14 protein-coding genes and 1 pseudogene are annotated in these 17769 nt (G+C 31.9%); 4 read left to right on the forward strand and 11 right to left on the reverse strand.

Features of this window, described 5'->3' with window-relative positions:
• Positions 1-101 precede the first annotated feature (101 nt).
• The gene (locus tag IEU88_RS09600) at positions 102-806 is read left to right on the forward strand and encodes an SDR family oxidoreductase (protein ID WP_103373324.1); all 705 of its coding nucleotides are present in this window, start codon (positions 102-104) and stop codon (positions 804-806) included.
• A 40-nt stretch (positions 807-846) separates the two neighbouring features.
• Here IEU88_RS09600 and IEU88_RS09605 read toward each other — a convergent pair whose 3' ends face one another.
• The 4 genes and pseudogenes from IEU88_RS09605 to IEU88_RS09615 form a co-directional block, all read right to left on the reverse strand.
• Positions 847-1224: an ester cyclase gene (locus tag IEU88_RS09605; protein WP_229719060.1), complete on the reverse strand. Its 378-nt coding sequence runs from the start codon at positions 1222-1224 to the stop codon at positions 847-849.
• 266 nt (positions 1225-1490) lie between these two features.
• On the reverse strand, positions 1491-1754 hold the full coding sequence (locus IEU88_RS09610; RefSeq protein WP_176579747.1) for an MBL fold metallo-hydrolase: 264 nt from the start codon (positions 1752-1754) through the stop codon (positions 1491-1493).
• Positions 1755-1948: 194 nt separating this feature from the next.
• Positions 1949-2091, reverse strand: a pseudogene (locus IEU88_RS13700) (hypothetical protein); the annotation flags it as partial.
• Between the two features lie 274 nt (positions 2092-2365).
• Entirely contained in the window at positions 2366-2674 is a 309-nt protein-coding gene (locus tag IEU88_RS09615) for a metal-sulfur cluster assembly factor (protein WP_019469047.1), read from the reverse strand.
• 113 nt (positions 2675-2787) lie between these two features.
• Between IEU88_RS09615 and IEU88_RS09620 the strand changes: the two genes are divergently transcribed.
• Together IEU88_RS09620 and IEU88_RS09625 are read left to right on the forward strand one after the other, a co-directional pair.
• Positions 2788-3630, forward strand: coding sequence for a Cof-type HAD-IIB family hydrolase (locus IEU88_RS09620; RefSeq protein ID WP_096810494.1), 843 nt, complete (start codon positions 2788-2790; stop codon positions 3628-3630).
• A gap of 29 nt (positions 3631-3659) precedes the next feature.
• On the forward strand, positions 3660-4982 hold the full coding sequence (locus IEU88_RS09625; protein WP_103373523.1) for a CoA-disulfide reductase: 1323 nt from the start codon (positions 3660-3662) through the stop codon (positions 4980-4982).
• Positions 4983-5237: 255 nt separating this feature from the next.
• Here IEU88_RS09625 and IEU88_RS09630 read toward each other — a convergent pair whose 3' ends face one another.
• Positions 5238-6146, reverse strand: coding sequence for a ketopantoate reductase family protein (locus IEU88_RS09630; protein ID WP_103372903.1), 909 nt, complete (start codon positions 6144-6146; stop codon positions 5238-5240).
• Between the two features lie 137 nt (positions 6147-6283).
• Between IEU88_RS09630 and IEU88_RS09635 the strand changes: the two genes are divergently transcribed.
• Positions 6284-6805 (forward strand): TetR/AcrR family transcriptional regulator, encoded by a 522-nt coding sequence (locus tag IEU88_RS09635; RefSeq protein ID WP_103372902.1) that lies wholly within the window; start codon positions 6284-6286, stop codon positions 6803-6805.
• A gap of 141 nt (positions 6806-6946) precedes the next feature.
• On the opposite strand, the gene IEU88_RS09640 is transcribed toward IEU88_RS09635, so the two are convergent.
• The 6 genes from IEU88_RS09640 to lepB all read right to left on the reverse strand — a co-directional run bounded on the left by IEU88_RS09640 (position 6947) and on the right by lepB (position 17755).
• Positions 6947-7336 carry a YisL family protein gene (locus IEU88_RS09640; RefSeq protein ID WP_096810498.1) on the reverse strand — a complete coding sequence of 130 codons (390 nt, stop codon included), beginning with the start codon at positions 7334-7336 and terminating at the stop codon, positions 6947-6949.
• A 231-nt stretch (positions 7337-7567) separates the two neighbouring features.
• Positions 7568-8473: a fumarylacetoacetate hydrolase family protein gene (locus tag IEU88_RS09645; RefSeq protein WP_096810499.1), complete on the reverse strand. Its 906-nt coding sequence runs from the start codon at positions 8471-8473 to the stop codon at positions 7568-7570.
• A gap of 117 nt (positions 8474-8590) precedes the next feature.
• Positions 8591-9721 (reverse strand): DUF418 domain-containing protein, encoded by a 1131-nt coding sequence (locus IEU88_RS09650; protein WP_229719061.1) that lies wholly within the window; start codon positions 9719-9721, stop codon positions 8591-8593.
• A gap of 31 nt (positions 9722-9752) precedes the next feature.
• Positions 9753-13418, reverse strand: coding sequence for a helicase-exonuclease AddAB subunit AddA (gene addA, locus IEU88_RS09655; RefSeq protein ID WP_174221770.1), 3666 nt, complete (start codon positions 13416-13418; stop codon positions 9753-9755).
• The gene (gene addB, locus IEU88_RS09660; protein WP_103372900.1) at positions 13415-16879 is read right to left on the reverse strand and encodes a helicase-exonuclease AddAB subunit AddB; all 3465 of its coding nucleotides are present in this window, start codon (positions 16877-16879) and stop codon (positions 13415-13417) included. Before addB ends, addA begins: the two co-directional genes overlap by 4 nt.
• Positions 16880-17182: 303 nt before the next feature.
• On the reverse strand, positions 17183-17755 hold the full coding sequence (gene lepB / locus IEU88_RS09665; protein WP_103372899.1) for a signal peptidase I: 573 nt from the start codon (positions 17753-17755) through the stop codon (positions 17183-17185).
• Between the last annotated feature and the right edge of the window lie 14 nt (positions 17756-17769).

A 17769-nucleotide genomic window follows, 5' to 3' on the forward strand; every position in this document is an offset into this window, starting at 1 on the left:
TCAAATATAGATTAATGAAGCTGACTAAAATTAACTATATTTTCATAATCATAAAGGAAAACAAAAAAACATTTATACTGTTAACCAAAGGAGATAACAATATGTCCCAAAACTTAATATATAAGACTGCATTAGTGACAGGCGCGACGAGTGGTATAGGTAAAGCCATCACAAAAAAATTACATCAAATGAATATGAACGTAGTAGCTGTAGCTAGAAACCAAGATAAATTAGATAGTTTAGCTTTCGAATTAAATAACGACTCTACATTACTCACGATACAAGCAGATGTTTCTAATAAAAAAGAAATAGAATTTGTAGTTAAACAAGCCGAAACGCATTTTGAGACAGTTGATGTTCTTGTTAATAATGCTGGGAAAATGGGCTCTAGTAGAATTTTAGATGGTTCGTTATCTGATTGGGAAGATATGATTGATATAAATATTAAAGGCTTACTTTATGGTGTAAATTCGGTAATTGGAAATATGGTCAATAATCAAAAAGGTCATATCGTCAATATTTGTTCCGATTCAGGGTTTGAAGTTATTGAGCGTTTATCTGTTTATTGTGCTACAAAATTCTCTGTGCGCGCTATTTCTATTGGTTTAGAAAAAGAATTAGCTAATACAGGCGTACGGGTAACAAACATATCACCAGGTATGGTGGAAACAGAGCTCAGTTCGAAAAGCCCTTTTGAAGAAAACAGGAAAAAATTAGAACCTAAAGATATTGCCAATGCTGTATCCTATACTATTTCTCAACCAAATCATGTTAACGTTAACGAAGTCACTGTACGCCCCACTTAAAATCGTTTTTTATTTCTAAACTTTAATTTGGTTTGTAATATCATTGACATCTACATGCGATTTTTTCTACAATTTTGTTATCTTTAAATTTTAAAAGCATCATTAATGAGAACCTCACATGTTTGCCATTAGGCCTAACGCCATTAAATGGTGTACCAGTATGCTTACCTTCAAACGTTAGATATACTGCTGCGCTGTTATTGTTGCCTAAAATAATTTCTTTAACTGGCATTTTAAAATCTGGAAAAGCAGCGAAGTTTTTTCCTTCAGACACTTTTAACCCTTCTACACCATAGTATGGCGTATCAATTTGTGGATAAAATACAAAATCATCATGACAGAATGTCTTTAATTCTTCGTAATCTTCATTTTCAATAAGTTTATAAAATGCTTTTATCAATTCTTTTCTGTTTTTCATAATATGACCTCAATTAAAATTTATATTTATCTCCGTCTTCTGGGATAAGAATTTGTGAATCGAAGTTATTTGTTTTAGCAAATTGTTTTAAATCGCTTCTTGATAAATTCCAATGGTTAACAGCTCCCATATGAACAACGATTATATTTGAACCAGGCGCTTTTTCGGCAACTTTTTGAATATCAACTTCATCCTAATTAAAGAGCCGCCCATATTAAACTGGTTATCACCGCCATTAACAACGATTATTTCTGTCTTATATGACTCTAATGTTTTTTCAACTTCTCATACCACACTGTATCACCAGCAACGTATAATGTTTTTTCATTTTCGTTTTTGAATATTAATCCACATACATTACCCGCAATTTTTAGCACTTTTCCTCGCCCATGTTGGGCAGGTGTTTTAATGAGTGTTATTTCTCCGAGATAATTTGTTTTTTCCAAAATTTGAACGTTAGTAAAGCCAACATTTCTTACTTCTTCTGCATCTTCACCGTTTTTTGTATATATTTTAATATCTTTATGCAATAATCTCTGAGCAGTGGCTTAATTTCCGTATAAAATTGGTTTTTATTTAATTGTTTTGGAGTCGTTTTCCCAAAGAAATTCACATCATCTACTGAAATAGGTCTCACTAAATAATTATCATATACTTCTGTTTTAAATGACGTTTTCTTATCAGAGACCGTGTTTTTCCCCAATTTATCGAACGCTCCAACAAATACAAATAAACTAGTAATTAAATATCCTGAAATAACAAAAAAGTATCGACACCGATAAAGCCACCCGTTAGCCATTACTTATTTAAATGATAGATTATAATACTTATTACAACAATTGCTCTTAATCCATCTAAACCAGGCATATACCGAATTTGATACTTTACATGATTATTTTTTAAATTATGTCCATTTCTCCTCAAACTTTCTAAAATTTACATAAATACCCCTATATCACTTTGATTTACCTAGTTATTGTAATATAACTGCAATTATTTTAATGATTTGAACAATAAAAAATCTGAAATATTATATAGCGCGTTGTAAAAAGAGCCTCAATTACAAAAATAAAAAAACTAGCCTAAGTTAGCGATACACATAGTTATGTGTCCCAACTCAAACTAGTTTTTAATCAATATATTAACCTATACCAAGCGCAATTTTAGCATAACGTGACATCATTTCTTTACTCCATGGTGGACTCCAAACGATATTTACTTCTGTATCTGAAATCTCAGGAATTTCAGCTAACACCATTTTCACTTGGTTCATAATTTGCGGTCCAAGCGGGCATCCCATAGAAGTTAATGTCATTTCAACTGTACATAGTCCTTCATCATCAACGTCTACATTATATACTAAACCTAAGTTTACAATGTCAATGCCTAACTCAGGGTCAATTACCATCTCTAAAGCATTAAGTATGCTATCTTTTAATCCTTCGTCCATACTTCTCACCTCTCTGTATTTAATCATATTAACAATATATCAAATATCTTACAAAACGCCAATAAAATGCTATGATAATCATACATCATTTATTATATTTAAAGGAGATTTACATGAGTTCTTATTTAATTTGTTTAGACTTAGACGGAACACTATTAAACGATGACAAGGAAATTACATCTTATACGAAAAGGGTTTTAACTACATTACAAAATCAAGGTCATAAATTAATGATTGCAACAGGTAGACCTTATAGAGCAAGCCAAATTTATTACCATGAACTAAATATGAATACACCAGTTGTCAACTTCAATGGTGCTTTTGTACACCACCCTAAAAATGATCAATTCGAAATTATGCATGAAGTATTAGATTTAGGATTATCTCACGAGATTATTCAATCTCTTCAAAACTTTGGTGTTTCCAATATTATTGCTGAAGTAAGAGATTATGTCTTTTTAAATAATTTTGACCAAAAATTATTCGATGGGTTTTCAATGGGGAATCCCAAAATTGAAACTGGTGATTTACTTACCTCATTAAATGAGTCACCTACTTCACTTTTAGTTGAAGCTGAAGAATTTATGATTCCTAGAATTAAACAAATGCTCACACGTTTTTATGCTGAAAATATCGAACATCGTAGATGGGGGTCACCTTTCCCGGTGATCGAAATCGTAAGACAAGGTATTAGTAAAGCCAGAGGCATCGATTATGTAAAATCTTATTTAGATATCGATAGAAACCATATCATTGCGTTTGGTGACGAAGATAATGATTTAGAAATGATCAAATATGCTAAACACGGTATTGCTATGGAAAATGGCTTAGATGAACTTAAACATGTTGCAAACCACGTAACTTATTCAAATAACGAAGACGGCATAGGACGTTATTTAAATGATTATTTCAAATTAAATATCCCTTATGAAGAAAAAGTAGAATCACATATATAATCAATAGATTGATAGGGAGGTAATTGGTTATGGGTAAAATTTTAGTTGTTGGTGCCGTTGCAGGTGGCGCGACTGTTGCCAGCCAAATCAGAAGACTAGATAAAGATAGTGAAATTATAGTATTTGAAAAAGATAGAGACATGAGTTTTGCAAACTGTGCACTTCCTTATTATTTAGGTGAAGTAGTAGATTCAAGGGATAAAGTGCTTGAAGCAACACCAGCGTCGTTCTATAAATCCAAACAAATTGTTGTGAAACCCTATCATGAAGTAACAGCAATCAATGATCATAAACAAACAATTACCGTTTATAATAGAATAGATCATACATCGTTTGAAGAAACGTATGATACTTTAATACTAAGTCCAGGATGTAGTGCTAACACTTTAAACTTAAACAGTAATATCAGTTTCACCTTAAGAAATATGGAAGATACAGATGAAATTGAAAACTTTATCGAAAATCAAAAAGTTAAAACTGCCCTTGTTATTGGTGCAGGGTATATTGGTCTGGAAGTATTAGATAATCTTCATGTTAGAGGGATTGATACTACATTAATCCATCGTTCTATGCGTGTTAACAAATTGATGGATGAAGATATGAATCAGCCTATTTTTGAAGAAATGAAAAAAAGAAATATTAACTATCGCTTAAATGAAGAAGTAGAAAAAGTCGATGGTAATAAAGTTCATTTTAAATCTGGAAAAATAGAAACATATGACATGATTATTGAAGGCGTCGGTGTGAAACCCAATTCTGAATTCATTAAATCATCTAATGTGATGTTAGACAGTAAGGGCTACATCGCAGTAAATGAACGCTTCCAAACAAATGTTAGTAATATTTATGCTTTAGGTGATGTTATCACTTCTCATTATCGTCATGTAGATTTAAATGCACATGTGCCATTAGCTTGGGGCGCTCATAGAGGGGCAAGTGTTATAGCAGAACAACTAGCTGGAGATACATCTATACACTTTAAAGGTTATTTAGGGTCAAACATTGTAAAATGCTTCGATTATACCTTCGCTAGTGTTGGCGTGACGCCAAATGAATTATCAAATTTTGATTATCAAATAGTTGAAGCCAATCAAGGTGCACACGCAGGGTATTACCCAGGGAATACTAAATTACATTTACGTGTTTATTTTGAAAAATCAAGTAGACGTATCATACGTGCTGCAGCCGTTGGTAAAAAAGGCGTAGATAAACGCATCGACGTTTTATCTATGGCAATGATGAATAAACTAACCATTGATGAGTTGACTGAATTTGAAGTTGCTTACGCACCACCATATAGCAGACCCAAAGATATCATTAATATGATTGGCTACAAAGCTAGAAATAAATAAAAATAACCCCTTCTTGAAAAACACAAAGATATCGATGATTTCTATACGAGAACTAAGTAGAAATCATCGATTTTATTATTTATATTAGTACTTTAAGGTTTAGATTTCTATAAAACAGAATACTTTTATAAAAATTGCTTATTTTTTATAAAGGGGCTCCATATTTTCTTAACCATATGTTTTAACAACTATAATAATGATATTAAATTCTTATTTACACCTAAAAATTAATAAACATAATACAATTCAACTTTATTATATCGATTCCCTAATCAAATCATCTAAATGATTTGTTGTTAACACCGTTGGCCTATTTAATAACTTTATATCTTCGTATAAAGCATTAACTTCTGAATTTGAACCTTGAATTTGATTTATCATTTTGATATTAATAATTAATTTTAACAGCGGATAGGCAATATATTTAAATTTCTTAAAAAGTATCGACTGTAATTTTGGGATGATCTTATAGTTACTATGTTCAATTAATAAATGTAATTCATTATATGACTTAATGATGTTACTGATAAGTTGCTTTTGATTACCTTTATATTTATTTTTCAGAGATATCCCAGTATTTAGAGGCATTATCATTGCTGCATGCGACATTAACCAATCTTCGAATCTTGTTTCATAAGTTAATTTTATAGATGAATTTTTAAAAATTGTATCAAGTTTATGATGAAATGGTATTACGCCATTGAGATGGCTTACTTTTAATTCCCCTGCATTAAATCGAATAACAGTTGTTGCACTATCCCCTCTATTTCCGCCAGTCATTAAAAAACCAAAAGATATATTTTTATGTGTGATTGATTGGCGAAGTACTGTTTGACGAAGCTTATGGGGGTTAGTGTTATTACCTATAAAAATAATATTGGTACTTATATTTTGAGCTATTGAAGGTACAACTGAGTAAAAATCTGAATACTTCATTGTTACAAAGATAACATCATAGTTATCATTCTTACCTAAATGACTTATATAGTTAAAGTGATCCGTAGTTCTTTTATTTTGTAAGTAATGATTCAATACAACCCCTCTCTTATTTAAGTGTTTATAATTTTCACCTCTAGCTAATAATGTTATGTTATTATCAGTTTTGTTTAATGTATGTGCTAAATATTGCCCTTGTACTCCAGCGCCATAAATAAGAATATTCATATGCGTCCTCCTTTTTAACGAACATTTGTTCATTAACTTGAACTTATCATTATAAAAAGTTAAACTCAATAAACAAAATAAGTATATTGACGATTATTGAACAGATCTCAAAAATCGTTGATAAATGAGGAATAATTATGGATAAAAGAAAAGAAAAATCACGTCAACTTATTATCGAAAATTTTATAAAGCTAATGCAAAAAAAGGACATTGCTAAAATATCTATGAAAGATATTGCCGAAGCTTCTAATATCAATAGAGGAACGATTTATTTAAACTTTTTAGATAAATACGACATACTTAATCAATCATTAGATTTTATATTAGCTGAAGCAATTGAAAAATGCGAGCGTACGATGAACCTTCAACAAGATGGTAAAACAAATATGCGTGAAATACTCATAGCTATAGATAAACAATATGTTATCTTGAAACAATTAATACAAAAATCTGATTTAAATATATTAAGACAAGCGCTTTCTGAAAAATTTATGCAATCTATAAGGCAGAAAGATAATGAAATAACATTACAATTTTTAGGTTCAGCAATAGTAGGTGTTATTATATGGTGGGTTGAGAACGCTAGACCATGCTCTATTGATGAGTTAAGTAATGAACTATGGTATCTATTAGAACCGCATATTGATACATTTCTATAGAACATGTTAAAAATCAAAGTACGCGTTTGATACGCTATTTTAATGTTTACATATCATTGCGCCCTTCAATTTAAAATTATCTATCTACTGCCAAAATAAAAAAGATGCTACGACAATAAAGTCATAGCATCTTTTTTCACATTATAAACCAAACATTTGTGTAATTGGTCCTCGTGGTAAAATAACGCCGATAATCATAGTAATAATAAATACAACGATTGTCCCCCACAATAAACCGTGGCTTGGTTGTCCTTTTTTACGTTTAGTAACTGTAACTTCCATCAAAGCTACAACAGCTACACCGCAAATCATTTTCAATGTTAACAACATATGGCCACCTGAATTATCAGAACTAAATGCTTGAATCCAAACCCAAAATCCTGAAATTAAGACTAATACCATAAATAATCTTAATAACATATGAATAGGTTTAAAATAAGGTGTCGCGCCTTGTTTTTCAGAAAAATTAAAATATGCTGCAAAAAACAAGATAATTAGCAATACCCAACTTGCAATATGCATATGTAACATAAAAGATTACCCCCACACATTTTTACTTTATAAATATATAAAACAGAACTATACCATTCTTTTAACTATAAAATTAAAAGAATGCTTCTCTTATCATACGGAAAAAGTAACTGTATTTCAAAAAAATTCTGCACTGCTTATTTTATCCGTTATTTCATATTAAAGCAATATACTATTTTTGTTCCATTAAAAATAGGCTAACTTTTGAGCTAGCCTACTTTTAATGTTTTATTATTTTTCTGCAATAAAGTTTGTTAGTGTTCCGATATTATCAATTGTTACTTTGACTTCATCGCCTGGTTGTAAGAACTTCGGAGGATTCATACCTGCACCTACACCAGCTGGTGTGCCTGTTGCAATAATATCTCCAGGATGTAAAGCAACATATTTAGAAATCTCTTCTATCAATTCGTCAATTTTAAGAATCATTTCACCTGTATTACCATCTTGGCGTATTTCATTGTTTACTTTAGTTACAATGTTAACATCTTCAGGCGTAGGTAATTCGTCCTTGGTTACAATATATGGTCCAATTGGACAACCGCCTGTTAAACTTTTAGATAAGAATGCTTGATCTTGTGCTTTTTGAGCTTTTCGATCAGTGATGTCATTAATAATAGTATAACCATATACATAATCAAGCGCTAAACCTTTAGGAATTTTTTCACCTGATTTACCAATTACAATGCCTAATTCACCTTCGTAATCTAACTGGTCTGTGATATCTTTATGATTCGGTATTGTACTGTTATCACCAGTTAATGATGAAGCTGCTTTTGTAAAGACATACAAGCGTTGAACTTCGTGGTTCAATTCACTTGCGTGATCTTGATAATTACGTCCAAAAGCAATCACATTATTTGTTGGCGTTACTGGCGGTAAAAATTCAATATCAGTAAACGACACTTTATAGTCTTCACCTCTACCACTATCTTCTGCTGCAACTACCGCTTTGCGAACTTGTTCTTGGAAATCGACAACTTGGTTTTGTTGAAGCCCATTTAATAATGTTTTCGGGTGGAATTCGCCTTCCGCAAAATCAGCAAAAACTTTTTTTAAGTCCCATGCAGCCTCTTCACGTTTAACTTTCACACCATAAGATGTCTGTCCTTCATGTCTGAATGATAGGAATTTCATTCAATATCAGCTCCTCATCTATATCTTACTACATATTATAACTATATTTACCAACAAATCACAAATAAATACCCACTATTTTCAAAAAATTCAATACTCTCTAACATTTTATAAATGCTATTTTAAATACGTTACCTTACGCCATAACCATTCAATCGGACCGTATCTATAATATTTTAGATAGAAGTAACAGAATACAAGCTGTATGCCATAAACAACTAATACAATAATATAAGATTGATATAAAGGTAACTGATTATATAAACTTAACCCTACGTAAATAAATGTAAAAATAAAACTCTGCATTAAATAGACTGTTAGACTTAACTTACCAGGGTATTTAAAAATGGTCAAAACATTCGAAAATTGCTTCAACTGACATAAATATAAACACAATAAAATATAACCAAATCCTACCAAAGGCCCGCCAATCATAGAACTAATCATATTGAAGCCTTGATGTCCATAATCAATTACATAAGGTATTTTAATCATATAACCTATGAGTAGTAACGTAATTAAAGATATGATTGTGCGGCTATGATTATGTTTTACTTTCTCTACCAAATTAAATTTTTGTGCTGCCATACCGAATAAGATATATGGTAAAAATTCAAAATATGCAGAAAATGTTACTGTATCTACGATGCTATTTAAATATTCTTTAACATTAATACTTAAAAAATTAGAATAAGTACCACTTTGTTTTAATGCTATAATTTCAGAAACAGACAAACCACTTATACTAAAAGTGCTGTATGGATTGTCGTTCAAAGTCATTAAAAACGCTGGTAACACAAGAATAATGATTTTCACTGCAAATAAAATGATTGCTGCTTTTAAAAGTTGTCCCGCAGTTTTTTTAATAAATAATACTGCTATCATTCCTGTAAATGCATAGCTGAATAAAATATCTCCTGAAAACAATAAGAAACCATGGAGCATACCTAATACCAATAAGAAAATGAAACGCCTATATATAAAAGGATAGTAATTCATCGATTTTTTTAAACGATTGGTGTACATGATTGCTAGTCCATAACCAAATAAAAAAGTAAATATAGGATAAAATGAACTGATCACAAAAAGGGTGATGCCACGTAACAAACTTTCATCAAAACCACTTACCAAATCTGGAAGAAAAGCTTCTTCATACGGCATACTAAACACTAATATATTCATTAATAAAATGCCAAATAAACTCAATCCGCGTAAAGCATCTAACTCAAAAATCCGCCGCTGTTTCAATACCTTCAGCTCCCTTTATAAAATAATCATCTTACGATTGATCATCTATTGAAAGTTGACCAAATTTAAAGAAATATAAATAACCTTTTACGGGTACATTTAGGATTGTCTGTAATGTATTTCGGTAATATTCCATTTGAATTTTATAACGAGAACGCAATTGGTTTCCTACTTCATCATCTGACATACTCAAACGACGATTAAACGCATCTGTTTTATAGTCAACAAAATAATATTGATGATTTTTAATAAAAATCAAATCAATCATACCTTGAATAATTGATGCATCCGTTTCAGCATCTTTCAACTGATCTACTTTAGTTTGGTTAACAACAAAAGGTAACTCACGGTAGATATGTTCACTTGTTGCAATGGTTAGATATAAATCGCTTTCCACAAATCTATAAATATCTTCAAATTGAATATCCATTTTTGCATCTTCAGGAATAATAGATTGAGTGATTAATTGATTCACAAACACTTCAATTTCTTCTGGTGTAAGACGTTCTTGTTTAAATGGCAAATGCTGCATTACGGTATGCATTAAAGTCCCTATCTCATTCGCTTTTCTCTTAGTTTGGTGACTTAAAAATGCGGGTCTCTCATAAGAAGAAGTACCGATACGATATTGGCGTACTCTGTCATAATTTGTGTCAGCCTGTTCTGTTTCTAATTGTCGTTTCAATTCTGATACTGACTGTTTCGATGGTTTTACAACAGCTTGTTTGTAAGGGTACTCATAATTTAATTGCTGGCGTATTTTTGCTTTCACTGGGGTATTGCCAGTATTTGATTGTTCAATATCCGCCACTGTTCGTTGTTCATTTTCTGATACAACTTCTTCTGAAGCAATATCTTCATAAAAATCCGTATTCAATTGGACATGTGGTTTCATTGTTGCATCAATCTCTTCGATCGATTGTTCAAAGCGCATTTCTCTTGGTAAAGATAAAGATTGATATTTTGAAAGTATTGGATATATCAAATCAATCGGTCTTTGCGCTGTAATGCGGTAACTTACTGGTAAATGTGTGTCCGAAACTGAAATTTGCTCGAATTGGGCTAATTCTTTCTCTTCTTTAACGCGCCCCACTAAAAACAACTGTTCCTTAGCACGTGTCAAGGCCACGTAAATCAATCTCATTTCTTCTGAAACCATCTCTTTTTCTGCTATAGCTTTATACGTCACTGATGATAACGAAGGATAAGTTAAATTCGTTTCAACATCAAAGTATGTCATTCCCAATCCATAATTTTGGTTTAAAATGACTGGTTTATGCAATTCATCTCTTCTAAATTTCCTAGATAATCCTGAGTAAATGACATAAGGAAATTCAAGTCCTTTACTGCTATGAATTGTCATCATTCTCACAACATCATCATTAGGACCGATAATGTTTTCTTCTCCAAAATCTTTACCTCGTTCTATGAGCTCATCAATAAATCGAATGAATTGATATAAACCACGAAAACTAGAATTCTCAAATTCAACTGCCTTATTAAACAAACCGTATAAGTTCGCTCGACGGCCTTTACCACCGATAAGACCACTAAAATATTGAATAACATAGTGATCATTGTAAAACTTATCAATAAGCTGATATACAGGGTGGCTCTGACTGTATTCTTGATACATCGCAATATCATTTAAAAATGCTTGTAGTTTTTTCACTAATTTCTTATTAGCAACATCGTGTGCCATATAATGTTGTATAGATTGATAAAAGTAATCATCATTAGGGCTAAACACTCTAATGTTTGATAGTTCATCTTCAGTGAATTGATAAATAACAGAGCGCATTAAACCTACTAAATAGATATCCTGTAACGGATTATCTACAGTTCTTAAAAATGATAATATTAACTGTACTTCTGTTTGTTCAAAATAACCTTCTTTACTATTTACATGAAAAGGAATGTTATGGTCTTTAAACGCTTGTTGAATTTTTCGTGCTTGGCCATATGATCTTTCTAAAATAACAATATCTTTATATGTCGGTTTGCGATATTGTTGTGTTTTTACGTCGTAAATTTCACGTTCATCCATAATTTTTTCAACTTGTTGCACAACATACTCTGCTTCCTGTTCAGAGCCTTTTAAATCTGAAGCGCCATCTTCTATGAGCATATTCAACTGCACATCATGCGGTTCATTGTCAAACGGCGCACCATAATAAAGTTGAGCCGCGTCATCGTAGACGATTTCTCCGACTGCTTCATCCATCATGTGTTTAAATAAATAATTGGTAGTTGTCAGCACTTCGAATCTTGAACGGAAATTTTGGGATAAATCAATGCGCAGACCATACTCTGAACCATCTAAAGTAAAACGGTTATATTTTCCAATAAATAGACTAGGATCTGCTTGACGGAATTTATAGATAGATTGTTTTACATCACCTACCATAAATAAATTTCCGTCAGCCTCTTCCCCGCGCTTAATACATGATAAAATCTTTTCTTGTACTCTATTGGTATCTTGATATTCATCCACTAATATCTCTTCGAATTGTTCACGGTAAGCTTTTGCAATTGTAGATGGTGAACCATCCTCATTCGTTAATATGCGTAAAGCAAAGTGTTCATAATCAGAAAAATCCAACACATTTCGTCCACGTTTTTTTTGGTTAAATCGTTCTATCACGTCGTGCGTTATTTGCGCAAGGTACGAAACTCTTGGTGCTAAGCGTTTCATATCTGATTTTAAATCTTCAGAAGCTCTTGAAAAATAATCGTTTTTTACTTTTGATACTAACTTTTTATAATCATCATAATAAGCTTTGCCATCATCATATGCATCTATCATCATTTCATTAGCTTCTTTAATCTTTTTATCTTTTCTCGGAAACGTTTTTTCAAATTCATGTTGGGTTACGATTTCAGAGTTTATATATCCATCTTCCATCGCTTGCTTTAAAAATTGTTGTTCTCTTTCTATAACTGCAACTTGCTTATCCACTTCTTCAAGCATCATAAATAAATCGTAACTTTTATTTAAAGACTCTAGCGCAGATGTCAAAAAAATCATAGCCAATTCGTTTAGCAGCTGTAACAGTGCTTCTTGCTGTTGTTCATTTTCATATGGAACTGAAAGGTTTTGTAACCAATTGACAGGATTAGGATTAGCGACACTAAAGAAATACATTTTTTTGACAATAGCCCTAAGTTGGTCATCATTTCGATCAGAAGACAATTGTTCTGTTAAATCAACAAAATTAGGGTCTAAAATATCATAATGTTGTTCTAACACTTCATCAATCGTTTGCTCAAGTAGTAAAATATTTTCTGCTTCCCCACTTGTTTTAAAGTTTGGATCTATGTCTAATACATCGTAGTGCTGTTGGATTAACTTCAAGCAAAAACTATGCAATGTAGAAATTTGTGCTTGATGAATTTTAATGCGTTGATTTTTCAAATGGGTATTGTCAGGCGATTCAGAATAAGCTTCTTGAATACGTTGATCTACACGTTGTTTCATCTCTCTTGCACTTGCATTTGTAAATGTCACAACGAGTAAACGATCTACGTCAATCTTATCTCTAAGGATACGTTGAATAATACGTTCAACTAAGACAGCTGTTTTACCTGAACCAGCAGCAGCAGCTACGAGTATATCTTGATCTTTAGCGAAGATACTTTTCCACTGATTATCAGTCCATCTGGTATCAGCTGGTTTTACAGGAATCTCACTCATCATTCTTCTTCCTCACTTTCTAATTCCAAATCTTGAACTGCTTCTAGCGGGTTGATTGCTTCATCTACAGTTCGATATCTTTTACTGTCAATCATGCCATCTACATGACACACAGGTTTATAATTACAGAAATCGCATGGTAACGTTTGATTATATTTCATTGGTGCAACTTCTGTGTGACCATCCATAATATTAGATGCTGTTTCAATAAAATTCCGTTTATTGTGTTGGATTAATTTATATATAGTCTTTTCATCAGCAACTTTACTATTACGCTTGATGCCGCCATCTTTTTTCAAACCAAGTGGCACAATATCTGAATTATAATTCGGCTCTAACCTTGTATCGAAAGCTTCTAATACAGCATCATCACTGTTCAACAAACCACTTAATTTAAATGATTGAATAAATTCTGTATCACGTTTAGTCTCATTTAATTCATTCCAAGCCAATTTAATACGTGGTTCATGTACATGAAAATACAATAAGCCACCAGGTTTTGTCATATTTGTTAGCCCAAGTCTAGATTTATTCTGCAGTACAATATCCATATACGTCATCATTTGCATTTGCATACCATAATAAACTTTCGTCAGATCGAGCGTACCACTGTATTTAGAAGATTTATAATCAATAATGTTTACAAAACTTTCTTCTCCATGATTATACGTATCGATACGGTCAATTTGACCACGAATATTAATAGGGATGCCTTGTTTTGTTTGTAACGGTTGGGCATATAATTCCTCGTTGTCTCTAGGTTTTCTTCTGAAGCCCGCTTCAAATCGTTGAGGTATAAATTTGCTATAACTGCCTTGATATTTTAATGCAGTTAATGTCGTTTCAACAATAGAACCTATACGTTGTGATAAATATCGATAATAAGCCGTGGAATTTAATAAATTAAATTGTATCTCTGGTAGTATTTCAGATAATGCTTCACTTGTTAATTTATGAATTTGGTTTACATTTAAATTTTTGAAATCACCATTCACTTTTTCTGAAATAAATTTTAACACTTGATGGAAAATATCTCCTAAATCAAAATTTTCTAATTTATATTTTGTACGCTCATTAAGTCTTAATCCATGTGAAGCGAAATGTTTAAAAGGACATGATTGATAACCTTCAAAACGTGACACGCTTGCATTGATAGTCGTACCGTATAAATCTTTTGATAACGATTCGCTAAGTTGTACCGTTTCGTTATCATAAGTTAATGCTGATAATAGATAAGTCAATCCTTCATTGAGTTGAGCATCGTCTCTCATGACTTGATATGTATCTAGCCATGTATCAGCAACAATCTCATCATCAAGCCAAGCTTTCAGTGATTCGAATAAAGCAATCTTTGTTTGATGAGGATGCTCCATTAATGTAAGTGGGTTTGCTTGATGTTGGTGATGGATATTTTGTATGTCTAGGTTAGTGAATAGTTGTTGAATTTGATTTAAGAATGGACTAGGTTCTTTTTCATCGCCTTTAGTACCCATCAACGAATATGAAAAGGTAACATCTGAACATCCTCGAGTCATAGCAATATAACATACAAATGCTTCATCCATTTGTAATATATCAGCTGTAGGGCTGAGCTCAATAGCTGATTGTTCCTGGAAATATTTCTTTTCCTCATCTGTAATCAGTCCAGATGAACTTACAGTTTGTGGTAGTACACCATCATTCACTCCAACAAGATATATGTGTTGTTTATTATCGACTTTAGCTAAATCCATTGTACCAATACTCACTTGGTCAAGTGTCTGAGGAATCATAACAAACTCTAACTGATCCAATCCAATATCTAACAGTTCTAAAAATCTATTTTGTGTCATCGTTTGAGTACCAAATACAGTAACTAAATCATCTAGCGTTTGGATAAAACCATGCCATAGTTGATCTATTTCTTCAGCTTTACGATGTTCACCCTCCGTATCCAACGTATCACGTTCAGTCATTAATTGACTCGGTAAATCAAATGTTTCTATTGCTTCATAAAATGCCGTAGCAAATTCTACAGCAGTCGAAGCATCAGCCATTTGATTTTCAAAACGCATAATTTTATCTATAACATCCGTTTTTAATTGAATCACTCTTTCAAACGTATGACGTTCTTCATCTGTTAATGGTTGTCGTTTTAAGCCCATTTTTCTAAATTGCTCAACTTGGAAATACTGGTCATCGATCCACCGTTTCCCGTAAACCCCTCGTTCTAATACAAAGTTCTCCAAAATATCAATAAGATATTGGCTATCTTTATATTTTTTTGTTAATACATTGGTTTTAAACAAACGCATTAAGGGATCAAAGTTCCAATTTGTTTGTAGGACTTCAATTAATGATCGGAGCATCTCCATAATAGGATGATGTGTCATTGAAGCTTTAATATCAATGTTATATGGAATATCATACTGGGGTAAAATGGATTCCATTAAATAAGCATACGTTTCATCTCTATATAAAATAGCAATATCTTGAAAGCGTCTACCCAATTCTCGATTTTCTTTTAAGATACGTCTTGCAACTTCATTAATTTCTTCACGCATAACTGATGATTCTATGATAGATATATGGCCTTCTGAAGCGATAGATTCAAATTGTAGTGCATTAAAATTTTGTTCTAGATGCATTAGTTCTTTGTTAGAAAATCTTTGTAAATCATTAAACCGCTTCTTATTCAAACGAATATTTAAGTCATCAGCAATATCTTCAATATGTGTTAATGACTCTGAGGCTTTTCTAAATAAACTAAAGACGTCTTTATCCCCATCAGTCGTTAATGCGACTGTTACTTTTTTCGTATTTTGTACTAAAGCACGAATCATTTGGTATTCAATTGTAGAAAAGTTATGAAACCCATCAATATATATTTCAGCGCGTTTTAACCATTCAGATTGATGCATGAGCGAAATAAAGCGTTGTAAACTATCCTCTGTAGAAACATATTCACCAGTAATTCTATCTTCTAAGTGCTTATAAATTAACGCAATATCTTCTAATTTATGCTTCGTTCTTGTTTGTAAATCATTCGCAGCGACGTATGATTCTAAATCTTGTGGAGAAACTGCATATTTTTTAAAATCTTGTATTTGTTCATAGAGTTTTTCACTGAAACCATAGTATTTAACTTGCGATTGATATAGTTTTAATTCTGATTGGTATGCTTGAATGATGTCATAAATCATCATTTCAGTACCTGCTTTGGATAATTGTTGTTCTGTCAATCCACCAACCTCTTGGAATACTCGATGACTTAAACGTTCGAAATGGAGCACTTCAGTCCTCAAACTACCGTATAAACTTGCATCGTTTACAAAAGCTTGTTCAAGTTGAAAAGTATTTTGTGTAGGTGCAATCAATACAATGGGATCTCCTAACGGATCCTGTTTCATTTTATTTTTTATTTCTTCTATTATATTGTGGGATTTGCCAGTACCGGCTCTCCCGATATATGCATTTAATTCCATTGCATATGCCAACTCCTTTGAATCACATTTTAACATATAACAAATTGTACTTCGTCCATCTTTAATTATTTTGTATTTTTCAATGGGTTGATGACTAATAACCTTACATAGTTTAAATATTACCTTATATAAAAAAGGGCAGAACAGAAATCTATTTTCAAAATCAGATTTCTTAATTCTGCCCTAGGCACAGATAAATCGTAAAAAACTGGAAAAGAAGATATTTCCAAACCAATCTTCTGTTACCTTTATTATGTTTGAGTCCGAAATATTTCAATGTCTCAAGCTTTTTGTACTTTTTATTTATTCATAGTTTGTATCCGGATTAAATCCAAATTTCATTTCATTAAGTGGCCAATATCTAAATGATACTTTACCTACAACTTGGTCTTTATCAATTAAACCAAATGAACGGCTATCTTTACTAACTTCACGGTTGTCACCTAGCACTAGCAATTTATCTTTTGGAATTTTATTCTTACCGTCTACTTGGTTGATATCTTTCGTTTCAAGGCTACCAGTAATGTATTCACCTAATTTATGTTTTTCATTATAATCTAAATAAGGTTCATCTACTTTTTTACCATTAACGATGAGTTGATCATCTTTATATTCTATTTCATCTCCAGGTGTACCAATGACACGTTTGACGTAGTCATTTTCTTTTGTAGCATGAAATACAATAACATTACCTTTTTCTAAACTACCTAGTTTTTGACCTATTAAATTGACTACTACGCGTTCTCCATCTTTAAGTGTCGGATCCATAGAGTCACCCTTTACTGTATATGACTTTGCGACAAAGTTTGTAATCAATAGCACTAACGCTACAGCAACAACGATTGACACAATCCATTCTAATATTTCTTTTTTCACTGTTTACACCTCGT

Origin of the sequence: Staphylococcus nepalensis, assembly GCF_014635045.1 — a bacterium.
Lineage (GTDB): Bacteria > Bacillota > Bacilli > Staphylococcales > Staphylococcaceae > Staphylococcus > Staphylococcus nepalensis.